The organism is Cellulomonas sp. P22 (assembly GCF_044392165.1).
The window spans coordinates 348,508-369,375 of record NZ_JBISBW010000002.1 but is presented as its reverse complement, the minus strand read 5'-3'; the positions used below and the strand labels follow the sequence as shown (position 1 = coordinate 369,375).

The window sequence follows — 20,868 nt, the reverse complement described above, 5'->3', positions numbered from 1 at the left end:
CCGCGGTCCGCCCCGGGCGCACCGCCTGTCGTCACCGCGGCCCTCCACGCTCCGACGACGCTCGTGGAAGGAGTGCGGAGATGGACATCAGGTCGTTCGTGCGGGACCGTCGCGGTGTGCTGGTCGTGCTCGCGGCGCTCGCCCCCCTCGTCGTGAGCGCGGCCCTGGCCCCGTTCCGGGACACGATCACCAGCACCACCGTCGCGCTGGCACTGGTCCTCGTCGTGGTCGGCGCTGCCGCGACCGGGTCGCGCCCTGCGGGGTTCGTCGCGGCGCTCTCCGCCGGTGCGTGGTTCGACTTCTTCCTGACCGCTCCGTACAACAGCTTCAAGATCGACGACGCGGACGACATCCAGGCCACCGTCCTGCTGCTGCTCATCGGCTTCGCGGTCAGCGAGATCGCGCTGTGGGGTCTGCGGCAGGAGTCGGCGGCGAGCCGGCGGGCGGGCTACCTCACCGGCGTCATCGGCACCGCGGAGATCGTGGCGGCCCGGGGGGAGTCGACCGACGCCCTCGTCGACCACGTCTCGCGGCAGATCGTGGAGGTCCTGGGCGTCGACGCGTGCGGCTTCGAGCCGCTCGCCGCGCAGGGCCGGTCGTCCGCGTGCCTCGAGCACGACGGGTCGGTGACCCAGCGCGGGCGCCCGGTCGACGTCGAGCGCCACGGGCTGCCCAGCGACGACGTCATCGGGCTCGAGGTGCGTCACGGCGGGGTCGGCGTCGGCCGGTTCGTGCTGACGGCCGCGACCCGGGTCGTGTCACCGACGCTCGAGCAGCGCCGGGTCGCTGTGCTGCTGGCCGATCAGGTCGGCGCTGCCCTGGCCAACCCCGCGGGCTGAGGCTCAGGCCCCGACGAGTTCGGTGAGCCCCTTGGTCGCCGGCGACCTCTGCCCGGCAGGACCTCTGCCCGGCAGGACCTCTGCCCGGCAGGACCTCGGGAGACAGCCGGCCGCCGACGGCGACCCCGCGGCGGTCAGCGGAGTCGTGCGCCCCGGGTGGGCCGCGTGCTCGTCAGGTGCGGTCCGGACAGGCCCAGGAACCGGCGCCACGGCGCGTGCGCGGGCCAGTGCATCAGCACCGTGCGCATGCCGACGGCCCACCGACGCCGGCGGGCCGCGAAGAGAGGTCGGGGCGAGATGCCGACCCACAGACCCCAGTCGAACCGCATGCGCCCCGTGAGGTGATAGCTGAGGTCCGCGTCGTCGTGGATGTCGTCGCGGGTGCGGTGCACGTTGGGCCGTGCGCGGCGCCAGGCCTCGGTGCGCATCGCCAGGTTGGAGCCGAAGACCGGCGGATGGGTCAGAGCGAGCGTCATCGCGGTGACGTAGCCGTGCATGTAGACCCAGGACGCGACCCGACCTGGCGGCCCCCACAGGTCGTAGAAGTCACCCGGCCCGGTCAGGACCTGCAGGCCGGGGTCCTCCTCGAACGCCCGGACGATGCGCTCGATCCAGTCCGGCGGGGGCTCCGAATCGGCGTCGCACCGGGCGATCAGGTCGGTCCCGGCCGCGTCGTACCCCCTGGCCGCGGCGGACCACACGCCAGGCACCGGTTCGTGCACCACCCGGGCGCCGGCCTGCGAGGCGATCTCGGCGGTGGAGTCCCGCGACGCGTTGTCGACGACGACGACCTCGTGCGGGGCGAGGGTCTGGCCTGCGAGCGAACGCAGGCAGCGCGGCAGGCGGGTCGCCTCGTCCCGCGCGGGAACGACGACCGTGACGGTCAGGTGCGAGGGGATGCCGCGCTCCGGCGTCGCGGCGCCCAGGACCGGCGTCTGCGTGGCGCCGACCAGGGGGCCGACCGTGGCGGCGTCACGCTCGGGCGGCACGGGACCGTCTCCGGTTCTCCTGCTGGATGGCCGTGACGAGCTCGCTCTTGGACATCGTGGAGCGGCGGGGGATGCCCAGGCCCTTGGCGGCCTCGTACAGGTGCGCCTTGGTGGCGCTGGCGTCGAGACGCACGTCGGTCGAGGTGCGACGCGGCGCGTCGGGCCCGCGGTGGCCACGGCCCTTCTTCTCGTCGTGCTTGCGCTCCCAGTGCTTGCCGACCTTCTCGTGCGTGTGCTCGAGGGTCGAGTACGCCGCCCCGAGCGCGCGCTCGCCCTCGCCGTACTGCTCGGCGGCGGCGTCGTGCGCCTTCGCGAAGGTCTCTCGCGCCTTCCTCCCCGAACGGGCCACCGTGCTCGGCAGCTCGCTCTTGTGGACCTTGCCCTTCTTGCCGATCATCGGCATGGCGACCTCCTGGTGCGCGGCTCGGCTGGTGCGGTGGCCTGGCCCCATGGTCGGCCGGACGGCCTCCCGCCGCATCTCGCGGCCGTCGCGTCAGGAGTGCTGCAGCCGGCCGGGGCGCGGCGGGTCGCTGACGGGCTCGCGCCGGCGGTACCACGTGGCGAACAGCATCGTCGCCAGCAGGATCTCCGCAGCGTCGCCCCCGTAGTACATCCACTGGGCGGCGTCTGCCAGTGAGCCGAGGTGCGCGTGCGGGTCGCTCGTCGTGCGGGCGTACAGCAGCTTGGCGAGGAAGGAGTGCGCCCCGGCCGCGACGACCAGCACGGCGAGACGCGTGGCGAAGGCCGACCGGTGCGGTGCGGGGTCGACCCCGGCGATCGACCAGGCGAACGCGTACCCGGCCAGCAGGAAGTGCAGCAGGATCAGCCACCGGAGCCCGGCGTGGGAGTGGCTCAGCTCGTAGAGCGGTGTCAGGTAGAGCACGAACAGGACGCCGACGGCGAGCACAGCGGCGGTCAGCGGATGGGTGACCGCACGGACCGGTGCGGTGCGCAGCACCCTGCTGACGGCGCGACCCGTGCGCTGCGGCATGGAACCCAGAGCGAGCGCCAACGGCGCCCCCGCGACCAGGGCCACCGGCGCGTACATGCCGAGCACCAGGTGCTGGGTCATGTGGGCGCGGTGGTCGTGGTGGGCGAGCGCAGTCATCGGGGGAGTGATGGCCACCGCCGCCAGGACCGCGCCGCACACCCATGCCGCGGTCCGCCATCGGGGATGGTCGGGCAGCGTGCCCGGACGTCGCCGCAGCGCGACCAGGTACGGGACGAGCAGCGCTGCGGCCACGGCCACCGGCGGCGCCCAGTCCGTCATCCGCGCCGGGGTCATGGCGTCTGCCTCGCTCGCCGGGCACGAAGTGCCATCGCGAGGCCGCCCGCCAGCAGCAGCAGGCCCGCGACGTTCCACGCCACGTCGTAGGGGAGGAGCTCGACCTCGTACCGGACCTGGTGCACGCGCAGCGCCTTGTGGTCCACCAGGCCGTCGAACACCTGGAACGCGCCGGCTCCGAGCAGGACGCCGCTCCAGAGCGCGGCGCGGGACAGCGCGCGTCGACGCGACAGGTCCGCCACGAGGAAGATCCCCGCCACGAGCACGATCAGCTCCGCGGCGTGCAGCAGCCCGTCGGAGAGCAGGGCGATGTCGGGGGTCGCCCGGTCGTAGAAGTGGTGCCAGCCCAGGATCTGGTGGAAGACGATCTGGTCGACCGCCGCCATCACGCCGATGCCGAGGAGTGCCCCCACCCACGTGGAGCGGCGGGGGTCCAGCGCCGCGGCCGGCCCCGTCACCGGCTCACCGTGGTGCCTGATCGCGTGGCCATGGGTTCCCCCTCGAAGCGGACCTCGGTGCCACCACCTTCTCGGGCCTGCCGGCCTCCCGCATCAGGAACGGCCCGACGGTCGGCGTCCTCCTGACGTCCTGTCCGGCGACGGAGCAGGAGAGCACCTGTCTGCCGTCGTCTGGATCGTCCGTCAGCTCTGCGCGTCGGTGGTCAGACGCAGCGCGCAGTGCCGCGGCCCGACGAACGGCTCGAGGGCCTGTGCGCGCACGGGGCCGCCCACCTGCTCCAGCACCCCCTGCGCGAGCCCGAGGTGCACGCTGCAGACGACCTCGGGGCGCTCCTGCGCGAGCTCCAGGAACGGGCAGCGCCACAGGTCGAAGGTCAGCGTGTCGGGGTCCAGCACGGGGTCGAAGCCCATCCTGTCCAGGTGGGCGTCGAGGGCGAGGACCTGTCGCTCGTGGGCCGCGTAGGTCTCGGATCCCTCGGGCGCCGCACGCCGCACGTCGTCGGGCGACCGTTCGGTGGCCGCGTCATCGTCCAGATGCCGCCCGATCCGGGTGCCGTGCTGCTGCGCGGAGCCCGGGACGTCGTCCATGGCCATGCCGTAGCCGTCCAGCAGCGCTCGGACGAGTGCAGCCTGGGCGATCGAGTCCTCGAGCCGTCGCGCCGCCAGGGGATCCTCGCGCACGTCGCGCGCCGTCGTGGAGCGGTACCGCATCGGTGGTCGCCCGCGCCCGGCCGGTGTGCCGGGGTCACGTCGGACGTACCCCTCGGCGATGAGCCGCTGCAGGTGCTCGCGGGTCGTGTTCTCGTGCAGACCCGTGGCGGCCGCGAGCTCGTCGACAGTGCACGCGCCGCGCCGCTGGAGGGCGTCGAGCAGCTCGACCCGGCTGCTCGAGGCGAGCGCCGAGCGCGCACGCCGACCGTGAAGACCGGTGCTCGCTGCCTCGTCCATGCGTGTCCCCTCACTCCTCGTGCACCGCAGCCTGCGTCGGCATCGACGTCGAGCCCAGGGACGTTCGTCCTGGGCACGGGGCTGTTCCGAAATACCACGATGAGCCCGTGGATAATCGACGCGTCGCCGCCCGCTCCGTCTTCCTGCTCCCAGCGGGGGCAGCGATGTTCGCGGGCCTCGACGGCGCCCTGCTGCTGCTGGGTCTGCCGGCCCCCGTCGACCTGCAGCGGCTGCCGGACGTGCACGGCCCGGTCATGGTGCTCGGGTTCGTGGGGACCGTCGTCGCACTCGAACGTGCCGTCGCTGTGGGCCGTCGAGCCGGGTACGCGTCCCCGCTCCTCCTGGGCGCCGGCGGCCTCGCCCTCGTCTCGCCCCTGCCGCGGGTCGTCGGTCAGACGGCGCTGCTCCTCGGGGCGCTCGCCCTCGTCTGGCTCTACACGCGCGTGTGGCGACGACAGCCCGCAGCTGCCGTCGCGGTCCAGGCGACGGGCGCCGCGCTCGCGGTCGCTGCCGCGGGGCTCTGGACGAGCGGGGTCGCCGTCCCGCACCTCGTCCCGTGCCTCGCCGGCTTCCTGGTCCTGACGATCGCCGGGGAGCGTCTGGAGCTGCTGCGCGTGGCGGCCCCACCGCGTGGCGTCGAGGACGCCGTGCTGGTCCTCGCGCAGGCGTGGTGCGTCGCGGCTGTCCTTGCCCTGCTGTGGCCCGCTGTCGGGTACCCGCTCCTGGGGGCGGTGCTGCTGACCCTCGTCGGCGTCCTCGTGCGTCACGACGTCGCCCGCCGCACCGTCCGCGCGGCAGGGCTGCCGCGGTTCATGGCGGTCGCGATGCTCGCCGGGTACGTGTGGCTCGCCGTCGCCGGGGCGGTGTGGCTCGCGGGCGGTCCGGTGCTCTCCGGCGGCGGCTACGACGCCGTGCTGCACAGCGTGTTCCTCGGCTTCGTGATGTCGATGATCATGGCCCACGCCCCGGTGATCCTGCCCGCCGTCGTGCGCCGTCCGCTGCCGTACCACCCGGTGATGTACACCCCGCTCGCTGTGCTGCACGTGACCCTCGCGCTGCGGGTGCTCGTCGGCGACGCCCACGACGTGCCGATCGCGGTGCAGGTCGGGGGGGTCGGCAACATCGTCGCCCTGCTGGGGTTCATGGTGGTCGCGGCTGTCTCCGTCGCCCGGGCAGGCCGACGTGGCCCCGACCGGCCAGGTCCCCGGCCGCGGGTCGTCGACCCCGAACCCGCGAGACCCGCCGGGCCGGCAGCGGTGGCGACGACGATCGGGCTGCGGCCGTGAACCGCGCGGCATGGCACCTGCGCGCCAACGTCGTCGTCCTGGCCTGGCTGGCCGCGGCGGCGCTCGCGACAGTCGTGCACCGCGAGATCGTCGGCTCCGGATGGCTCATGGTCCACCTGCTCCTGCTGGGCGGCGCCAGCACCGCGATCCTCATCTGGAGCCAGCACTTCGCCGACACGCTGCTCCGCCACCCGGCGAGCCGGACGGCGCTGCTGGCGCGCCTGGCCCTGCACAACGCGGGTGCCGTGGCCGTGGTGGTCGGGGTCCAGGTCGTCAGCACCCCGCTCGTCGTCGGGGGCGGCGCCGCCGTGGCGGGCGCCGCGGTGCATCAGGTCGTCGGCATCGCGCGGCAGCGCGGGCACGCCCTGCCCGCACGCTTCGCGCACCTCGTGCGCTACTACCTGGCCGCCGCGGCGTTCCTGGTCCCGGGGGTGGCCTGCGGCGTCGTGATGGCGCGCTTCCCCGTCGGCCCCGAGCCGCACGCGCGGCTGTCCGTCGCGCACACCGCCCTCACGCTGTTCGGCTGGGTCGGCCTGACCGTCGCCGGCACGCTCGTCGTCCTGTGGCCGACGGTGCTGCACGCCCGCATCCACCCCGCTGCGGAGGCCGCGGCGCGGCGCGCGTTCCCCGTCCTCGTGGGAGGGGTGGTCGTGCTCACGGCGGGGCCCGCATCGGGCAGCAGGGTGATCGTGGCCGCAGGAGCTGCCGTCGTCGTGGCGGGGATCGCCATGCTCGGCCGGTTCGTGGTCGCCCAGGCGCGCTCCTCGGCGCCCCGGTCGTTCTCGGCCTGGAGCGTGGGCGGCGCCCTGCTCTGGTGGACCGGCACGACGGTGGCCCTGGGGGTGCGGGTCGCCCTCGCCCCGGACTGGGACGCGGCCGCGGGCGCCCTCGTGGACCTGGTGCCCGCGTTCGTCGTCGGGTTCGTCGCCCAGGTGCTCGTCGGGTCGATGTCCCACCTGCTGCCCGTCGTGCTCGGTGGCGGTCCGGCGGTCCAGCGGCGCACGTCGGCTGCCCTCGACCGGGGTGGCGCGGCCCGGGTCGTCCTGCTCAACGGTGCGCTGCTGCTCTACGTCGCGCCGGTGCCCAGCGCCGTGCGGGTGGTCGTCTCGCTCGTCGGGCTCGGAGCCCTCGTCACGTTCCTCGTGCTCGCCGTCGTCGCGGTCCGCCAGTCCCGCGTCCCGGCGCCCCCCGTGCCGACGGGTGCACCGCCCGCCATCCCGCTGACGCCCGACCCGCTGCAGTCGACCCGGCACCGGGGAGGTGCCAGCGTCGCCGTGGCCGGGCTGCTCGTCGCCGTGGTCCTCGGCGTCGCGATGGACCCCGTCGCGGCGGGCGTCACGGACGCGGCCTCGGTGCCCGCGGGATCACCCGTCGCCGCCTCGGGCGGCACCACCACGGTGCAGGTCACGGCCCTGGACATGCGGTTCAGTCCCCGGTCGGTCGACGTGCCCGTCGGCGACCGGCTGGTCATCGAGCTGACGAACGGGGACTCCGCTGTGCACGACCTCGTGCTGGCGTCGGGCGCCACGTCGGGACGGCTCGAGCCGGGGGAGACCACCACCGTCGACGCGGGCGTCGTCTCCGCGGACACCGACGGGTGGTGCTCGGTCGCCGGGCACCGGCTCATGGGGATGACCCTGGAGATCGTCGCCACCGGTGCGGCCGCCGCGGCCTCCGCCCAGGTCGTCGACCACGAGCACGACCAGAGCCCGGGCGCCGCGGCCGCATCTGCCGCCGACGACATCGACCCGGGTGCCGAGCCGGACGCCGACTTCCGGCCGTGGGACGCCGTGCTGGCCCCCGCGGCCGTCTCCGGCGTCGAGCAGTCGGGTGGGACGGCTCAGACCGTCGACGGGGTGACCACGCACCACGTCACCCTGCGCGCCCAGGAGATCGAGCGCGAGGTCGCCCCCGGGGTGACGCAGCTCGCGTGGACGTTCAACGGCGCCGTGCCCGGGCCGGTGCTGCGGGGCCGCGTCGGTGACACGTTCGTGGTCACGCTCGTCAACGAGGGCAGCATCGGGCACTCGCTCGACTTCCACGCGGGCGCCCTGTCGCCGGACGACGTGATGCGCACGATCGCCCCCGGCGAGACGCTCACGTACACGTTCACGGCGAACCGCAGCGGCATCTGGATGTACCACTGCTCCACCGCGCCCATGAGCCTGCACATCGCGAGCGGCATGTTCGGGGCAGTCGTCATCGACCCGCCCGGGCTCCCGGCGGTCGACCACGAGTACCTCCTGGTCCAGTCCGAGCTCTACCTCGGTCCGCAGGGCGGGGAGTCGGACGCGGCGAAGGTCGCCGACGGCGAGCCCGACCTCGTGGTGTTCAACGGGTACGCGAACCAGTACCGCTACCGCCCGATCGAGGTGCCGGCCGGTGACAGCGTGCGCATCTGGGTGCTCGACGCCGGGCCCAACCGGGCGAGCGCGTTCCATGTCGTGGGGAGCCAGTTCAGCTCGGTGTACCGGGAGGGCGACTGGGTGCTGCGGGACGGTGGGTCCACCGGCACCGGGGGAGCCCAGGTGCTCGCGCTGCAGCCCGCGGAGGGCGGCTTCGTCGAGCTCACGTTCCCCGAGGCCGGCACCTACTCGTTCGTGACGCACGCGATGAGCGACGCCGAGTCGGGCGCCGCCGGCCGGTTCCTCGTCACGGACGGCTGACGGCGGCCCCTCGGTCCGCCGGCACGGGTCAGCGCGGGCGCGAACCGGTGCCGGGGCGCTCCACGCGCTCCCAGCCCGGGCGCACGGCGCGCGAGCCGATGTGCTCGTCGCGGGACCGGTAGACGATGTACGGCCGGACCACGTACCCCAGCGGTGCGGAGAAGACGTGCACCAGCCGGGTGAACGGCCACAGCATGAACAGGAGCATCGCGCTGAGCACGTGCAGCTGGAACATCAGCGGCACGTCGCCCATGAGCGCCGCGTCGGGCCGGAGCGTGAGGAGCCCGCGCACCCACGGCGCGATGGACCCCCGGTAGTCGTACGCCTCACCGAAGACCTGGAACAGCACGGTCGCCGCGGTCCCGAAGGTCAGCGTCGCCCCGAGGCTGACGTACATCACCTTGTCCATGCGGGTGGTCGCCGTGAACACCCGGGTGACCGTGCGCCTGCGGTAGACCAGGATCGCGAGCCCGGCGAGGGTCAGCACGGCTGCCGCGGTGCCCATCCACGTCGCGCCCAGGTGGTAGACGTGCTCGGTCACACCGATCGCCTCGAGCCAGCTGCGCGGGACCAGCAGCCCCACGACGTGCCCGCCGATCACCATGAGGATCCCGACGTGGAACATCGGCGATCCCCAGCGCAGCAGACGGTTCTCGTAGACCTGCGACGAGCGCGTCGTCCAGCCGAACTGGTCGTAGCGGTAGCGCCACGCGTGCCCGACGACGAACACGGCGGCCGCGACGTAGGGCACGACGACCCACCACAGGGTGTCCCAGGTGTTCACGAGAGCGCCTCCACAGGTCGGGTGGTGGGAAAGGGGAGCAGCGGGGCCGACAGCCCTACCATCTCCTGCGGCGGCCCGGCGGCGACCAGCGCGGTGAAGCGCTCCGCCGTCGCGGCGTCCACCTGCGGCAACGTCAGGCAGACCGCGTCGAGCACGTCGGCGTACGGGCTGCCCAGATCGTGCAGGGCAGATCGCAGCACCTCGAGACCGTCGCGGTGGGCGCCCAGCAGCAGGTCGCTGATCTCGCCCGGCTCGCGCGCGGACAGCTCGAGCACCGCCGGCAGGAAGTCGGGGAGCTCGTCGGGGGGTGGCTGCCAGCCGCACGCCCGGTACGCCTCGACGAAGGTCACCAGGGCCATGCCGCGCCGGCGGGTGTCGCCCGCGGCGTAGAACGTCAGGTACAGCGCGCAGCGTCGCTTGAGGTCGAACGTGCGGACGTACTCGGCCTCGTGCTGGGCGAGGTCCCACACGTCCACCCGGTCGAGGAACGAGGTGAACGCCTTCTCGACCCGACGGGGCAGGTCCGCCACCGTCGAGCGCAGCGTCGCGAACCCGTCTCGGAGGTCGGCGGTCGGGTAGTCGAGCAGCAGCGCGGCCGTCATGTGCGCGACCGCCCGCTGCGGGCCGGTGCACGTGACCGGGGTCAGGAACGGCAGGGCGGTGCGCGTCATGACCGCGCCTCGGGTCCCTGGCCGTACCCGGCCTGGTCGGGCTCGGGCGGGAACAGCCCGGGCGGTGCGCCGTCGCCGTTCCAGTTGAGCAGGTTGACGCGCGTCGGCGCCCCCTGGTCGGCGGGGCCCTCCCCGAGCTGACGGTCACGCAGAGCGTGGAACGTCTCGACGCTCGCGCGCACGGGGCGCCCGCTCGAGGAGCCGAAGGGCCCGCCCATCCCTGGGCCGCCCTCGCCGTCGAGCGAGCAGCCGGTGGCGATCTCCTCGAGCTCGCGTGCGCCTTCGGCGTGCGCGGCCGGGATGACGTACCGGTCCTCGTACTTCGCGATGGCCAGCAGCCGATACATCGCCTCGATGGTCGTGGCGTCCATGCCGACGGCGGCGGCGATGCGCGGGTCCTGCTCGATCCCGAGGTTCACGTTGCGCATGTGGGCCCGCATCGCGGCGAGCCGCTGCAGCGACGCGACCACGGGCTCGGTGTCGCCGGCGGTGAACAGCCCGGCCAGGTACTCGACCGGGATGCGCAGGCGGTCGATCGCCGCGAACAGCGTGGGCGCGTCCTCGCCGTCGGCGCCCGAGCCCGACACCACGTCGACCACGGGGGACAGCGGGGGGATGTACCAGACCATCGGCATGGTCCGGTACTCGGGGTGCAGGGGCAGGGCGACCTGGTACTCCGCGATCAGCTTCCAGATCGGGGAGGCCTGTGCGGCGGTGATCCAGTCCTCGGGGATGTCGGCCTCGCGGGCCGCCCGGACCACCTCCGGGTCGTGCGGGTCGAGGAAGACCGAGCGCTGGGCGTCGAGCAGCTGGGTGGGGTCCTCGACGCTCGCGGCCTCGAGCACCCGGTCGGCGTCGTACAGCACGAGGCCGAGGTAGCGCAGCCGCCCGACGCAGGTCTCCGAGCACACGGTCGGCAGCCCGACCTCGAGCCGCGGGTAGCACATCGTGCACTTCTCGGCCTTGCCCGTGGCGTGATTGAAGTACACCTTCTTGTACGGGCAGCCGGTCACGCACATGCGCCAGCCGCGGCACGCGTCCTGGTCGACCAGCACGATGCCGTCCTCTGAGCGCTTGTACATCGCGCCCGACGGGCACGACGCCACGCACGACGGGTTGAGGCAGTGCTCGCAGATGCGCGGCAGGTAGAACATGAACGCCGACTCGAACTCGGCCTTGACCTGCGTGCTCATCGTGGCGAGCACCGGGTCGCCCGCCATCGTCTCGCCCGAGCCGCCGAGGTCGTCGTCCCAGTTCGCGGACCAGCGGATCTGCATGTCGTCGCCGGTCAGCAACGACTTGGGGCGGGCGACGGGGGTGTGCTCGCCCAGCGGCGCCGACAGGAGCGTGTCGTAGTCGTACGTCCACGGCTCGTAGTAGTCGTCGATCCCCGGCAGCGTCGGGTTGGAGAAGATGTGCGCGAGCTTGCTGAACCGCCCGCCGGCCCGGAGCTTGAGCCGGCCGCCGCGCGTGCGCACCCACCCCCCGCGCCACCGGTCCTGGTCCTCGTACCGGCGCGGGTAGCCGACGCCCGGGCGGGTCTCGACGTTGTTGAACCACACGTACTCCACGCCGGTGCGGTTCGTCCACGCCTGCTTGCAGGTCACCGAGCAGGTGTGGCACCCGATGCACTTGTCGAGGTTCATCACCATCGACATCTGAGCCATGACACGCATCAGTACTGCACCTCCTGCGAGCGACGGCGGATCACTGTGACCTCGTCACGCTGGTTGCCCGTGGGTCCGAGGTAGTTGAACGCGAAGGACAGCTGCGCGTACCCGCCGATCAGGTGGCTGGGCTTGAGCAGCACCCGGGTGAGCGAGTTGTGGATGCCGCCGCGGAGCCCCGACGTCTCCGACCGCGGCACGTCCACCGTGCGGTCCTTGGCGTGGTACATGTACACGGTCCCGGCCGGCATGCGGTGGGAGACGATCGCGCGGGCGACCACGACGCCGTTGCGGTTGTACGCCTCGATCCATTCGTTGTCGCGCACGCCGATCGTCGTCGCGTCCTGCGGGGACATCCAGATGGTCGGGCCGCCCCGGGACAGCGACAGCATGAAGAGGTTGTCCTGGTACTCCGAGTGGATCGACCACTTGGAGTGCGGGGTCAGGTACCGCACGGCCACCTCCGCGGTCCCCTCGGAGCCGGGCGCCCCGCTCGGGTCGGTCGACCCGGGCCGCGCGTCGCCGAACAGCCGGTGCAGGTCGAGCGGTGGGCGGTAGACGGGCAGGTTCTCGCCGAGCTCGGTCATCCAGTCGTGGTCGAGGTAGAAGTGCTGGCGACCCGTGAGCGTGTGCCAGGGCTTGAGGTGCTCGACGTTGATGGTGAACGGCGAGTACCGGCGCCCGCCGTGCTCGGAGCCGGACCACTCGGGCGAGGTGATGACCGGCACCGGGCGCGCCTGCACGTCCGCGAACCGGATCCGCTCGCCCTGGTGGTCGCGGGCGAGCGAGGCCAGCTCGGTGCCCGTGCGCTTCTCCATCTGCTCGAACCCCTGGACCGCGAGGCGGCCGTTCGTGGTGCCCGAGAGCGCCAGGATGGTCTCGCACACGTGCTGGGCGGTGGCGAGCCGCGGCCGCCCCGCCGCGGGGCCCGCGGGCACCGTCCCGTTGAGCCGGCCGAGTGCCTCGACCTCCGGCTCGGGCGAGTACGTGACGCCCTTCGTCACCATCCCCGCCGCGGCGGTCAGGGGGCCGAGCGCGGCCCACCGGTCCGCGATGGTCGTGTAGTCGCGCTCCACGACGACGAGCTTGGGCATCGTGACGCCCGGCACCAGCTCCGCCTGCGCGGGCACCTGCCCGTACGGGGTGCTGAGCTCGTCGGGGGTGTCGTGCAGCAGAGGGGCCGCCACGAGGTCCTCGCGCACGCCGAGGTGCACGGTGCCGAGCCGCTGCACCTCGCGGACGAGAGTCGCGAACGTGTCGAAGTCGGTGCGGGTCTGCCACGGCGGCGCGATCGCCGGGTTGAACGAGTGCACGAACGGGTGCATGTCCGTGGTCGACAGGTCGGACTTCTCGTACCACGTGGCGGTCGGCAGCACGACGTCGCTGAACAGCGTGGTGGACGTCATCCGGAAGTCGCTCGTGACGAGCAGGTCGAGCTTGCCGCGCGGCGCCTCGTCGTGCCACTCCATGCTCACGGGGCGACGCCCGGGCTCGGACTCCTCGGCCCGCACCGCGTTGTCGGTGCCCAGCAGGTGCCGCAGGAAGTACTCGTTGCCCTTGCCGGACGATCCGAGGATGTTCGCGCGCCACACAGTCAGCACCCGGGGGAAGTTCGCCGGGTCGTCGGGGTCCTCGCACGCGAACCGCAGCCGCCCGGCCTCCAGCTCGTCCACGACGTGCTGCGCGGGCTCCACACCCTGCGCGCGCGCCTCGTCCACGAGATCGAGCGGGTTGCGGTCGAACGTGGGGTAGGACGGCATCCACCCGCGACGGGCCGACTCCACGAGGCAGTCGGCGGTGGTGCGCCCGGCGAACGTGCCCTCCGCGAGCGGGCTGGCCAGCGCATCGGCGGGCAGCCCGTCGTAGCGCCACTGGTCGGTCGCGAGGTACCAGAACGCCGTGCCGATCATGTGGCGCGGCGGACGCGACCAGTCCAGGCCGTTGGCGTACTGCGCCCACCCGGTCACGGGCCGGCACTTCTCCTGCCCGACGTAGTGCGCCCAGCCGCCACCGTTGACGCCCTGGCACCCGGTCATCGTCACGAGCGCGAGGAACGCGCGGTAGATCGTGTCGGAGTGGAACCAGTGGTTGGTCCCGGCCCCCATGAGGATCATGGAGCGTCCGCCCGACGCCTCCGCGTTCTCGGCGAACTCCCGTCCGATCCGTTCTGCCGCGGCGGCGGGCACCGACGTGATCTCCTCCTGCCACGCGGGGGTGCCCGGGCTGGTGGGGTCGTCGTAACCCGTGGGCCAGTCGCCCGGCAGCCCGTCACGCCCCACGCCGTACTGGGCGAGCATCAGGTCGAACACCGTGGTGACGAGGTGGTCGCCGATCCGCCGCACGGGCACGCCGCGGCGCACGATGCCGGCGCCGCCCTGGTGCTCGTTGCCGGGCTGGGGCGCCACGTCGAAGCGGGGCAGGTCGATGGTGACCGCTGCGCCGTCCCAGTCCGCCGCGTCGGCCACGGAGAGCACGGGGTCGATGTCCCCGAGGTCGAGGTTCCACTGCCCCGCCTGCGCCGGGTCGAACCGGTGGCCGAGCGTGCCCGGCGGGACGACGGCGGTGCCCGACGCGTCGAGGACCACAGTCTGGAACGCCGCGTCGCGGTCGGTGCTGGGCGAGGGCAGCAGGTCGCCGGTGAGGAACTTGTCCGGTACCCAGCCGTCCTCGCGCGCCTTGAGCCGCACCAGGTGCGGGGCGTCGGTGAACCGCGTCATGTACGACGCGAACTGCTCGGTGCGGCGCTCGACGAGGAACTCGCGCAGGATGACGTGCCCCATCGCGATCGCCAGGGCGCCGTCGGTGCCCGGGTGCGGTGCCAGCCACTCGTCCGCGAACTTGCTGTTGTCGGCGTAGTCCGGCGAGACCGTGACGACCTTCTGCCCGCGGTACCGGGCCTCCGTCATGAAGTGCGCGTCGGGCGTGCGGGTCACCGGGACGTTCGAGCCCCACATCATGAGGTAGCTCGCGTTCCACCAGTCGGCGGACTCCGGGACGTCGGTCTGGTCGCCGAACACCTGCGGCGAGGCGACCGGCAGGTCGGCGTACCAGTCGTAGAACGACAGCATGGTGCCGCCGAGCATCGACACGAACCGGGAGCCGGCCCCGTGCGAGACCATCGACATGGCGGGGATGGGGGAGAAGCCCGCGATCCGGTCGGGCCCGTACTCCTTGATCGTGTGCACGTGCGCGGCGGCCACGATCTCGGCCGCCTCGTCCCACGTCGCCCGGACCAGGCCGCCCTTGCCACGGGCCGACTTGTACGCCCGCGAGGTCTCGGGGTCGGACGTGACCTCGGCCCACGCCAGGACCGGGTCGCCGGTGCGCTGCTTGGCCTCGCGGTACGCCTGCAGCAGCACGCCGCGCACGTACGGGTAGCGGATCCGCGTGGGGGAGTACGTGTACCAGGAGAACGCTGCACCCCGCGGGCAGCCCCGGGGCTCGTACTCGGGGGAGTCCGGGCCGACCGACGGGTAGTCGGTCTGCTGCGTCTCCCACGTGATGATGCCGTCCTTGACGTACACCTTCCACGAGCACGACCCGGTGCAGTTCACGCCGTGCGTCGAGCGCACCACCTTGTCGTGCGACCACCGGTCACGGTAGAAGGAGTCGCCCTCGCGGCCACCCTGAAGAAAGACCGAGCGGAGGTCCTCGGAGACCTCGCCGCGGCGCAGGTGCGAGCCGAGGCGCAGCAGCCGGTCGACGGCGGCGTTGTCCGTGCCGGTCGTGCGCGGCCGGTCGGTGGGTGCAGGCATGATGACCTTCTCTGATCAGCTCGGACGACGTGCGCCGGGCCGCGCGTAGTTGGCCCAGGTCAACCAGGTGCACAGCGCGAAGTAGGCCGCCGCGCCGATGAAGAACGCCCGGGGGCTCCAGGCGGACAGGGCCATGCCCACGAGGAACGGCCCGAACGCCGCGATCGCGGACGTGAACCCGATGACGCCGCCGGCCTGCCGGCGGTCGAAGATCATGGGCATCTGCTTGAACGTCCCGGCGTTGCCGATGCCCGCGAACGTGAAGATCGCCAGCATGCCGACCAGGAACCAGGTGAACTGGCCGACGTCGTGCGGGTCCAGGAAGAGCAGCGTGAACACGGTGCTCGCGGTCATGCCGATCCCGGCCACGAGCGTCCACACCGCACCGCCGAACCGGTCGCACAACGGCCCCCACGCGGCCCGGGTCAACGAGCCGAGCAGCGGCCCGAGGAACGCGAACTTGAGCGGGTCGGGGGCGTCGGCGAAGCTGCCGTACTCGTTGAGGATCAGCAGGCCGAGCTGCGCGGCGAAGCCCGAGAACGCCCCGAACGTCATCAGGTAGATCGCGGTCATGAGCCACGTGTCGCGGTTGGAGAAGATGTCCAGCTGCTGCCGGAAGTTCGCCGTGACGGGCACACGGCGCAGGAACAGCGCCGCCATCACGATGCCGGCCAGGACCCACGGGACGAGGACCAGCCCCGCGTTGTGCAGCCAGAGCTGTCCGCCGTCGACCGTGGTCTGCGGGGTGAGGGCCGCCGTGCCGAGCAGGCCGAAGCCGACCACCCAGGGGACCAGGAACTGGATGAGACTGACCCCGAAGTTGCCGATGCCCGCCTGGAGCCCGAGCGCCGTGCCGGACATCTTGCGCGGGAAGAAGTAGCTGGTGGACGGCATGAACCCGGCGAACGCGCCACCACCGATGCCGGTGGCGGCGGCCAGCAGGAGCAGCACGCCGTACGACGTCGTGGCATCGCGGACCGCCAGCGTCCAGCCGATCATCGGGAGCAGCAGGAGGGTCGCACTGCCACCGACCAGTGTCCGGGTGCCGACCACGGGCGGCAGGAACATGAACACCAGGCGCAGGAGCCCGCCGGCCAGGCCCGGCACCGCGACCAGCCAGTACAGCTGGCCCTTGTCGAGGTCGAACCCGATCGTGGTGAGCCGCGGGGCGATCGCTGACACCAGGTACCACACGGTGAACGCGAGGGTCAGGTTGTAGGTGGTGATCGCCAGCGTCCGCCACGCCAGCCGTCGGTCCCAGGTCTCCGCGTTCTCGGGGTCCCAGCCTGTCAGGTCACGGGTCGTGCTCGTCAGTGTGGCCATCTGCAACTCCCTCGTAGCGGCAGTCTTCCTGGTCCGGTCCAGGCCAGGATGGCGCGACGCTCACGGGGCCTGCGAGCCCGTAGACCGTGGAAAATCCCGGCGCTGCCGGGGGTGCCAAGGACGGCCCCCATCGTGCGCTCACCGGGTCCGGCACGTTGCCGATCTCCGCAGCTCTTTGTCAGCACCCAGGGGGTACGTCGACACGAGCTGGGTGCCTCGCACACCAGCGTGATGAAGGCGGTCACGTCTCGGCCGGGGGCTAGTCTCGGCGCTGCCACCTCAGCGAGAGGACGCCACCGTGCCGACCGACCTGCCGTACCCCGTCCGCGCGACGGAGCGCGTCCTGACCGTCGAGGGTCGGTCGGTCGGGTACACCGCGTGGACCACCGACGACCCCGCGGACGACACCGCGCCCCCCGTCCTCCTGCTGCACGGCGTGACCGACTCGGCCGAGTGCTGGGACCCGGTGGCGCGGGTCCTCGCGCCCGGTCGCCGGGTCGTCGGTGTCGACGCGCGCGGCCACGGGCGCACGCCGCTCGGTGACCGGCCGTTCACGATCGCGGCGCTCGCGGACGACGCAGCGGCCGTCCTGCGCACCATCACCGACCGCCCGGCGTTCGTCGTCGGGCACTCGATGGGCGGCCTCGTCGCCCAGGAGCTCGCACTGACGCGACCCGAGCTGGTCGCCGGGGTGCTGCTGGAGGAGCCGGCGTGGTCGGCCGGTCGGCCCGCCGACGCCGCGGGTGTCCCCGACTTCCTCGGGCCGCTCCTGGAATCGTTTGCGGGCGTCGACGCTGCGCCGCTCGAGGCCTACGGGCGTCGTGCGAACGCGGGGTGGCCCGACGACGAGATCGGTCCGTGGGCCCGGTCGAAGACGCAGGTCGACCAGCGGCTGGCGCACGTGCCGCACGACTGGCAGGGCCGTGACTGGGTCGAGTCGCTCGCCGGGCTCGATGTCGCGGTGACGGTCGTGAGCGGAGCGCCGTCGCTCGGCTCGGTCGTCGACCCGGCAGCAGCCGCCCGGGCGCGCGAGATCCTCGGGGGTCGCCTCGTGCACGTCCCGCTCGCCGGGGCCGGTCACAACCCGCGGCGCGACGACCCGTCCGCGTTCCTCGCAGCAGTGGGCGCAGCGCTCGACCGCCTCTAGATCAGCGCCCGCCGCTCGACCTGCTCGAACGCGGATGCGGCATCGGAACGGCGCTCCCACAGCCGCACCTCGCCGGCCGCGAGCGAGGCCCGCACGTCCACGATCCGCTGGTTGCTGCTGCCCCGGAACTGCAGCCCCGGGTCGCGCAGCTCGCGGCGGAACGGGCCGTCCACCAGCACGTCCACCTCGCGCAGCAGCGCGACCTTGTCGTCGCTGTCGGCGAGCAGCTCCTCGAACGTGTAGCCCGACCACGCCCACACGTCCTTGGTGTGACCGAAGGCTCGGCGCAGGCGCGTGACGAGACGCAGGCAGACGCCGGTGTTGAGGAACGGCTCGCCGCCCAGCAGCGTCAGCCCCTGCACCGACTCGTGGCCCAGGTCCGCCAGGATCCGGTCCTCGAGCTCGTCGGTGTACGGGCGGCCGTAGCGGAAGCTCCAGGTGGCCTCGTTGAAGCAGCCCTCGCACGCGAACAGGCAGCCGCTGACGTACAGGCTGCACCGCACGCCCTCGCCGTCGACGAACTGGAACGGCTTGTAGTCCCCGACGTGGTCCTGGCTGAGCTTGTCGGACAGCCATTCGCGGGGGAGCGGGGTACGCATCTCAGCCCTGGTCGGACGCGCCCGGCTGCATGGGCACCCCGCCCACGGCGCCGGTCATGTGCTTGACCCGTGAGGCGATCTCGGTGTGCCGGCCGTGCACCATGGGCCGGGCCTGCGGGTTGCCGAGATAGCCGCACGTGCGCTTGACGACGTCGCAGGTCAGCGGGTCGGCGTTGCCGCACTCGGGGCACTCGAACCCGCGGGCGGTCGCGTCGAAGTCGCCCGAGTAGCCGCAGGCGTAGCACCGGTCGATCGGGGTGTTGGTCCCCAGGTAGCCGACCCTGTCGTACGCGTAGTCCCAGACCGCCTCGAGCGCGCGGGGGTTCTGCTGGAGCACCGGGTACTCGCAGTAGTGGATGAACCCGCCCGACGCGTAGGTCGGGTAGTCCATCTCGAAGTCCAGCTTCTCGAACGGCGTGGGGTTCTTGCGCACGTCGTAGTGGAAGCTGTTCGTGTAGTAGTCCTTGTCGGTGATGTCCGCGACCGACCCGAACTTGGCCTTGTCGAGCCGGCAGAACCGGTCCGTCAGGCTCTCGCTCGGGGTCGAGTAGACGCTGAACTGGTAGCCGTTCTCCCGGCTCCACGCGCTCGTGCTGGAGTGCAGGGTGCGCAGGATGTCGAGCGTGAACGCCTTCGCCTCGGGGTCGTGCTCCCACGCGCCGCCGTAGAACGCCGCGGCGACCTCGTACAGGCCGATGAAGCCGAGCGACACCGTGGCGCGGCCGTCCTTGAACAGCGCGTCCACGGAGTCCCCGGCCGCGAGCCGCTCGCCGAACGCGCCGTACACGTAGAGGATCGGCGCGTTGGCGGGCGTGGCCTCCTTGCAGCGCGCGATCCGGAACAGCAGCGCGTCGCGCGCGATGGCCAGCCGCTCGTCGAGGATTCCCCAGAACCGCTCGGTGCTGCCCTGCGCTTCGAGCGCGATGCGCGGCAGGTTGAGCGTGACGACGCCCAGGTTCATCCGGCCCTCGGAGACGTCGTTCCCCGCGGCGTCCTGCCACCCCTGCAGGAAGGACCGGCACCCCATCGGCACCTTGAAGCTGCCGGTCAGCTCGACGATCTTGTCGTAGTTGAGGATGTCGGGGTACATGCGCTTGGTCGAGCACTCGAGCGCGAGCTGCTTGATGTCGTAGTTGGGGTCGCCCTCGTCGAGGTTGAGGCCGCGCCTGAGCGTGAAGATCAGCTTGGGGAAGATCGCGGTGCGCTTCTCGCTGCCCAGCCCGTCGATGCGGATCTGCAGGATCGCCCGCTGGATCTCGCGCTCGAACCAGCTCGTGCCCAGGCCGAACCCGAGCGAGGTGAACGGCGTCTGCCCGTTCGACGTGAACAGCGTGTTGATCTCGTACTCGAGGCTCTGCATCGCGTCGTAGATGTCCTTGCGCGTGCGCTCCTCGGCGTACTGGTGGTGCAGCGCCTCGTCCGTGACCCAGCGCGCAGCGTCGGCCAGATGCTTGGCGAAGTTCCGCTCCGCGTACGGGGCCAGCAGCTCGTCGATGCGGTTGGCCGAGCACCCGCCGTACTGGCTCGAGGAGACGTTCGCGATGATCTGCGAGATCTGCGCGGTGGCCGTCTGGATCGACCGGGGCGGCTCGACATCGGCGTTGCCGATCCGGAACCCCTTGCTGAGCATCGTCTGGAAGTCGATGAGGCAGCAGTTCGTCATCGGCGCATAGGGGTGGTAGTCGAGGTCGTGGTAGTGGATGTCGCCCTTCTGGTGGGCGTTCGCCACGTGCGGGGGCAGCATCTTCAGGCCGATGGCCTTGCCCACCGCGCCCGCGGTCAGGTCCCGCTGCGTGTTGAAGACATCGCTGTCCTTGTTGGCGTTCTCGTTGACGATCGACTGGTCCTTGTCGATCAGCCGGACGATCGAGTGGTTGATGTCGGTCGCCTTGCTGCGGGCGAAGTCACGCTGGATGCGGTAGCTGATGTACGCCTCGGCGACGGCGTACTCGTGGCTGTCGAGCAGCACGTGCTCCACGACGTTCTGGATCTCGTAGATCTTGACGTCGACGCTGAAGCGTGCGGCCAGCTCGCGGTTGATCCGCGCGACGAGGTCACGCAGCGTGCGGTGCGTCGTGGGCGTCGGCTCGCCGTGCACCTCGGTGAACGCCTTGGCCAGCGCCGCGAAGATGCGCTCGTCGTCGAACGCCAGCCGTCGGCCGTCGCGCTTGGCGACCATCAGCCCCCGAGGGGTGGTCGTGGCCGTCGTGGCCGCCGCCGCGGGGGACTCGGTCTGCAGCATGCGCGTGCCTTCCTCAGTCACCGAACCGGTGGCGGCGCCATGCGGACCGCGGGTTCAACGACAAGATGTGGTGGTCGTGTGATCGCTAGACGCTAGATGTAGTGCTGTTCGGCGACCCAGGTCAAAGGTCCCTGGTCGCATCCCCAGCCGCATGAAAGCGGGCCGACAAGAGTTCTCTGACCGATGCACACAGACGCTTCACGTGATTT

16 protein-coding genes are annotated in these 20,868 nt (G+C 72.2%); 4 read left to right on the top strand and 12 right to left on the bottom strand.

Features of this window, described 5'->3' with window-relative positions:
* Window positions 1–80 precede the first annotated feature (80 nt).
* A complete protein-coding gene (locus ACGIF2_RS02450) occupies window positions 81–839 on the top strand; it encodes a DUF4118 domain-containing protein (RefSeq protein ID WP_396043086.1) in 759 nt (252 codons plus the stop codon).
* Between the two features lie 134 nt (window positions 840–973).
* Here the strand turns inward: ACGIF2_RS02450 and ACGIF2_RS02445 are convergent, their stop codons facing one another.
* The 5 genes from ACGIF2_RS02445 to ACGIF2_RS02425 form a co-directional block, all read right to left on the bottom strand.
* A complete protein-coding gene (locus ACGIF2_RS02445) occupies window positions 974–1,828 on the bottom strand; it encodes a glycosyltransferase (protein WP_396043085.1) in 855 nt (284 codons plus the stop codon).
* The gene (locus tag ACGIF2_RS02440) at window positions 1,812–2,231 is read right to left on the bottom strand and encodes a ChaB family protein (protein WP_396043083.1); all 420 of its coding nucleotides are present in this window, start codon (window positions 2,229–2,231) and stop codon (window positions 1,812–1,814) included. The genes ACGIF2_RS02445 and ACGIF2_RS02440 overlap by 17 nt, the downstream gene beginning before the upstream one ends.
* A 90-nt stretch (window positions 2,232–2,321) precedes the next feature.
* Window positions 2,322–3,113, bottom strand: coding sequence for a cytochrome c oxidase assembly protein (locus ACGIF2_RS02435; protein ID WP_396043081.1), 792 nt, complete (start codon window positions 3,111–3,113; stop codon window positions 2,322–2,324).
* Window positions 3,110–3,571 (bottom strand): DUF2243 domain-containing protein, encoded by a 462-nt coding sequence (locus tag ACGIF2_RS02430; protein WP_396043079.1) that lies wholly within the window; start codon window positions 3,569–3,571, stop codon window positions 3,110–3,112. The genes ACGIF2_RS02435 and ACGIF2_RS02430 overlap by 4 nt, the downstream gene beginning before the upstream one ends.
* 183 nt (window positions 3,572–3,754) lie before the next feature.
* The gene (locus ACGIF2_RS02425) at window positions 3,755–4,519 is read right to left on the bottom strand and encodes a helix-turn-helix transcriptional regulator (RefSeq protein ID WP_396043076.1); all 765 of its coding nucleotides are present in this window, start codon (window positions 4,517–4,519) and stop codon (window positions 3,755–3,757) included.
* A gap of 107 nt (window positions 4,520–4,626) precedes the next feature.
* On the opposite strand from ACGIF2_RS02425, the gene ACGIF2_RS02420 reads away from it, so the two are divergent.
* Complete coding sequence (locus tag ACGIF2_RS02420; RefSeq protein ID WP_396043074.1) at window positions 4,627–5,805, top strand: hypothetical protein; 1,179 nt, start codon at window positions 4,627–4,629, stop codon at window positions 5,803–5,805.
* On the top strand, window positions 5,802–8,471 hold the full coding sequence (locus ACGIF2_RS02415; RefSeq protein ID WP_396043072.1) for a multicopper oxidase domain-containing protein: 2,670 nt from the start codon (window positions 5,802–5,804) through the stop codon (window positions 8,469–8,471). The genes ACGIF2_RS02420 and ACGIF2_RS02415 overlap by 4 nt, the downstream gene beginning before the upstream one ends.
* 28 nt (window positions 8,472–8,499) lie before the next feature.
* On the opposite strand, the gene narI is transcribed toward ACGIF2_RS02415, so the two are convergent.
* From narI to ACGIF2_RS02390, 5 genes are read right to left on the bottom strand one after another with little or no spacing between them, the layout of a single operon-like run.
* Window positions 8,500–9,255, bottom strand: a complete 756-nt coding sequence (gene narI, locus ACGIF2_RS02410) for a respiratory nitrate reductase subunit gamma (protein WP_396043070.1) — start codon at window positions 9,253–9,255, stop codon at window positions 8,500–8,502.
* Window positions 9,252–9,926 (bottom strand): nitrate reductase molybdenum cofactor assembly chaperone, encoded by a 675-nt coding sequence (gene narJ, locus ACGIF2_RS02405; protein WP_396043068.1) that lies wholly within the window; start codon window positions 9,924–9,926, stop codon window positions 9,252–9,254. The genes narI and narJ overlap by 4 nt, the downstream gene beginning before the upstream one ends.
* Complete coding sequence (gene narH, locus ACGIF2_RS02400) at window positions 9,923–11,602, bottom strand: nitrate reductase subunit beta (protein ID WP_396043066.1); 1,680 nt, start codon at window positions 11,600–11,602, stop codon at window positions 9,923–9,925. Before narH ends, narJ begins: the two co-directional genes overlap by 4 nt.
* Window positions 11,602–15,348 (bottom strand): nitrate reductase subunit alpha, encoded by a 3,747-nt coding sequence (locus ACGIF2_RS02395; protein WP_396043064.1) that lies wholly within the window; start codon window positions 15,346–15,348, stop codon window positions 11,602–11,604. Before ACGIF2_RS02395 ends, narH begins: the two co-directional genes overlap by 1 nt.
* A 15-nt stretch (window positions 15,349–15,363) precedes the next feature.
* The gene (locus ACGIF2_RS02390) at window positions 15,364–16,671 is read right to left on the bottom strand and encodes an MFS transporter (RefSeq protein ID WP_396043062.1); all 1,308 of its coding nucleotides are present in this window, start codon (window positions 16,669–16,671) and stop codon (window positions 15,364–15,366) included.
* Between the two features lie 298 nt (window positions 16,672–16,969).
* Here ACGIF2_RS02390 and ACGIF2_RS02385 point away from each other — a divergent pair, with 298 nt between their 5' ends.
* Window positions 16,970–17,818: an alpha/beta fold hydrolase gene (locus tag ACGIF2_RS02385; protein WP_396043060.1), complete on the top strand. Its 849-nt coding sequence runs from the start codon at window positions 16,970–16,972 to the stop codon at window positions 17,816–17,818.
* On the opposite strand, the gene nrdG is transcribed toward ACGIF2_RS02385, so the two are convergent.
* Entirely contained in the window at window positions 17,815–18,417 is a 603-nt protein-coding gene (nrdG, locus tag ACGIF2_RS02380) for an anaerobic ribonucleoside-triphosphate reductase activating protein (protein WP_396043058.1), read from the bottom strand. The genes ACGIF2_RS02385 and nrdG overlap by 4 nt on opposite strands.
* A gap of 1 nt (window position 18,418) precedes the next feature.
* Complete coding sequence (nrdD, locus tag ACGIF2_RS02375; RefSeq protein WP_396043056.1) at window positions 18,419–20,659, bottom strand: anaerobic ribonucleoside-triphosphate reductase; 2,241 nt, start codon at window positions 20,657–20,659, stop codon at window positions 18,419–18,421.
* Window positions 20,660–20,868 lie beyond the last annotated feature (209 nt).

Excerpts from the sequence above, each read along its gene's own strand:
- narH (WP_396043066.1), bottom strand. The coding sequence starts at position 11,602 with ATGCGTGTCATGGCTCAGATGTCGATGGTGATGAACCTCGACAAGTGC.
- nrdD (WP_396043056.1), bottom strand. The coding sequence starts at position 20,659 with ATGCTGCAGACCGAGTCCCCCGCGGCGGCGGCCACGACGGCCACGACC.
- ACGIF2_RS02395 (WP_396043064.1), bottom strand. The coding sequence starts at position 15,348 with ATGCCTGCACCCACCGACCGGCCGCGCACGACCGGCACGGACAACGCC.
- ACGIF2_RS02390 (WP_396043062.1), bottom strand. The coding sequence starts at position 16,671 with ATGGCCACACTGACGAGCACGACCCGTGACCTGACAGGCTGGGACCCC.
- ACGIF2_RS02425 (WP_396043076.1), bottom strand. The coding sequence starts at position 4,519 with ATGGACGAGGCAGCGAGCACCGGTCTTCACGGTCGGCGTGCGCGCTCG.
- narJ (WP_396043068.1), bottom strand. The coding sequence starts at position 9,926 with ATGACGCGCACCGCCCTGCCGTTCCTGACCCCGGTCACGTGCACCGGC.
- ACGIF2_RS02435 (WP_396043081.1), bottom strand. The coding sequence starts at position 3,113 with ATGACCCCGGCGCGGATGACGGACTGGGCGCCGCCGGTGGCCGTGGCC.
- nrdG (WP_396043058.1), bottom strand. The coding sequence starts at position 18,417 with ATGCGTACCCCGCTCCCCCGCGAATGGCTGTCCGACAAGCTCAGCCAG.
- ACGIF2_RS02440 (WP_396043083.1), bottom strand. The coding sequence starts at position 2,231 with ATGCCGATGATCGGCAAGAAGGGCAAGGTCCACAAGAGCGAGCTGCCG.
- ACGIF2_RS02450 (WP_396043086.1), top strand. The coding sequence starts at position 81 with ATGGACATCAGGTCGTTCGTGCGGGACCGTCGCGGTGTGCTGGTCGTG.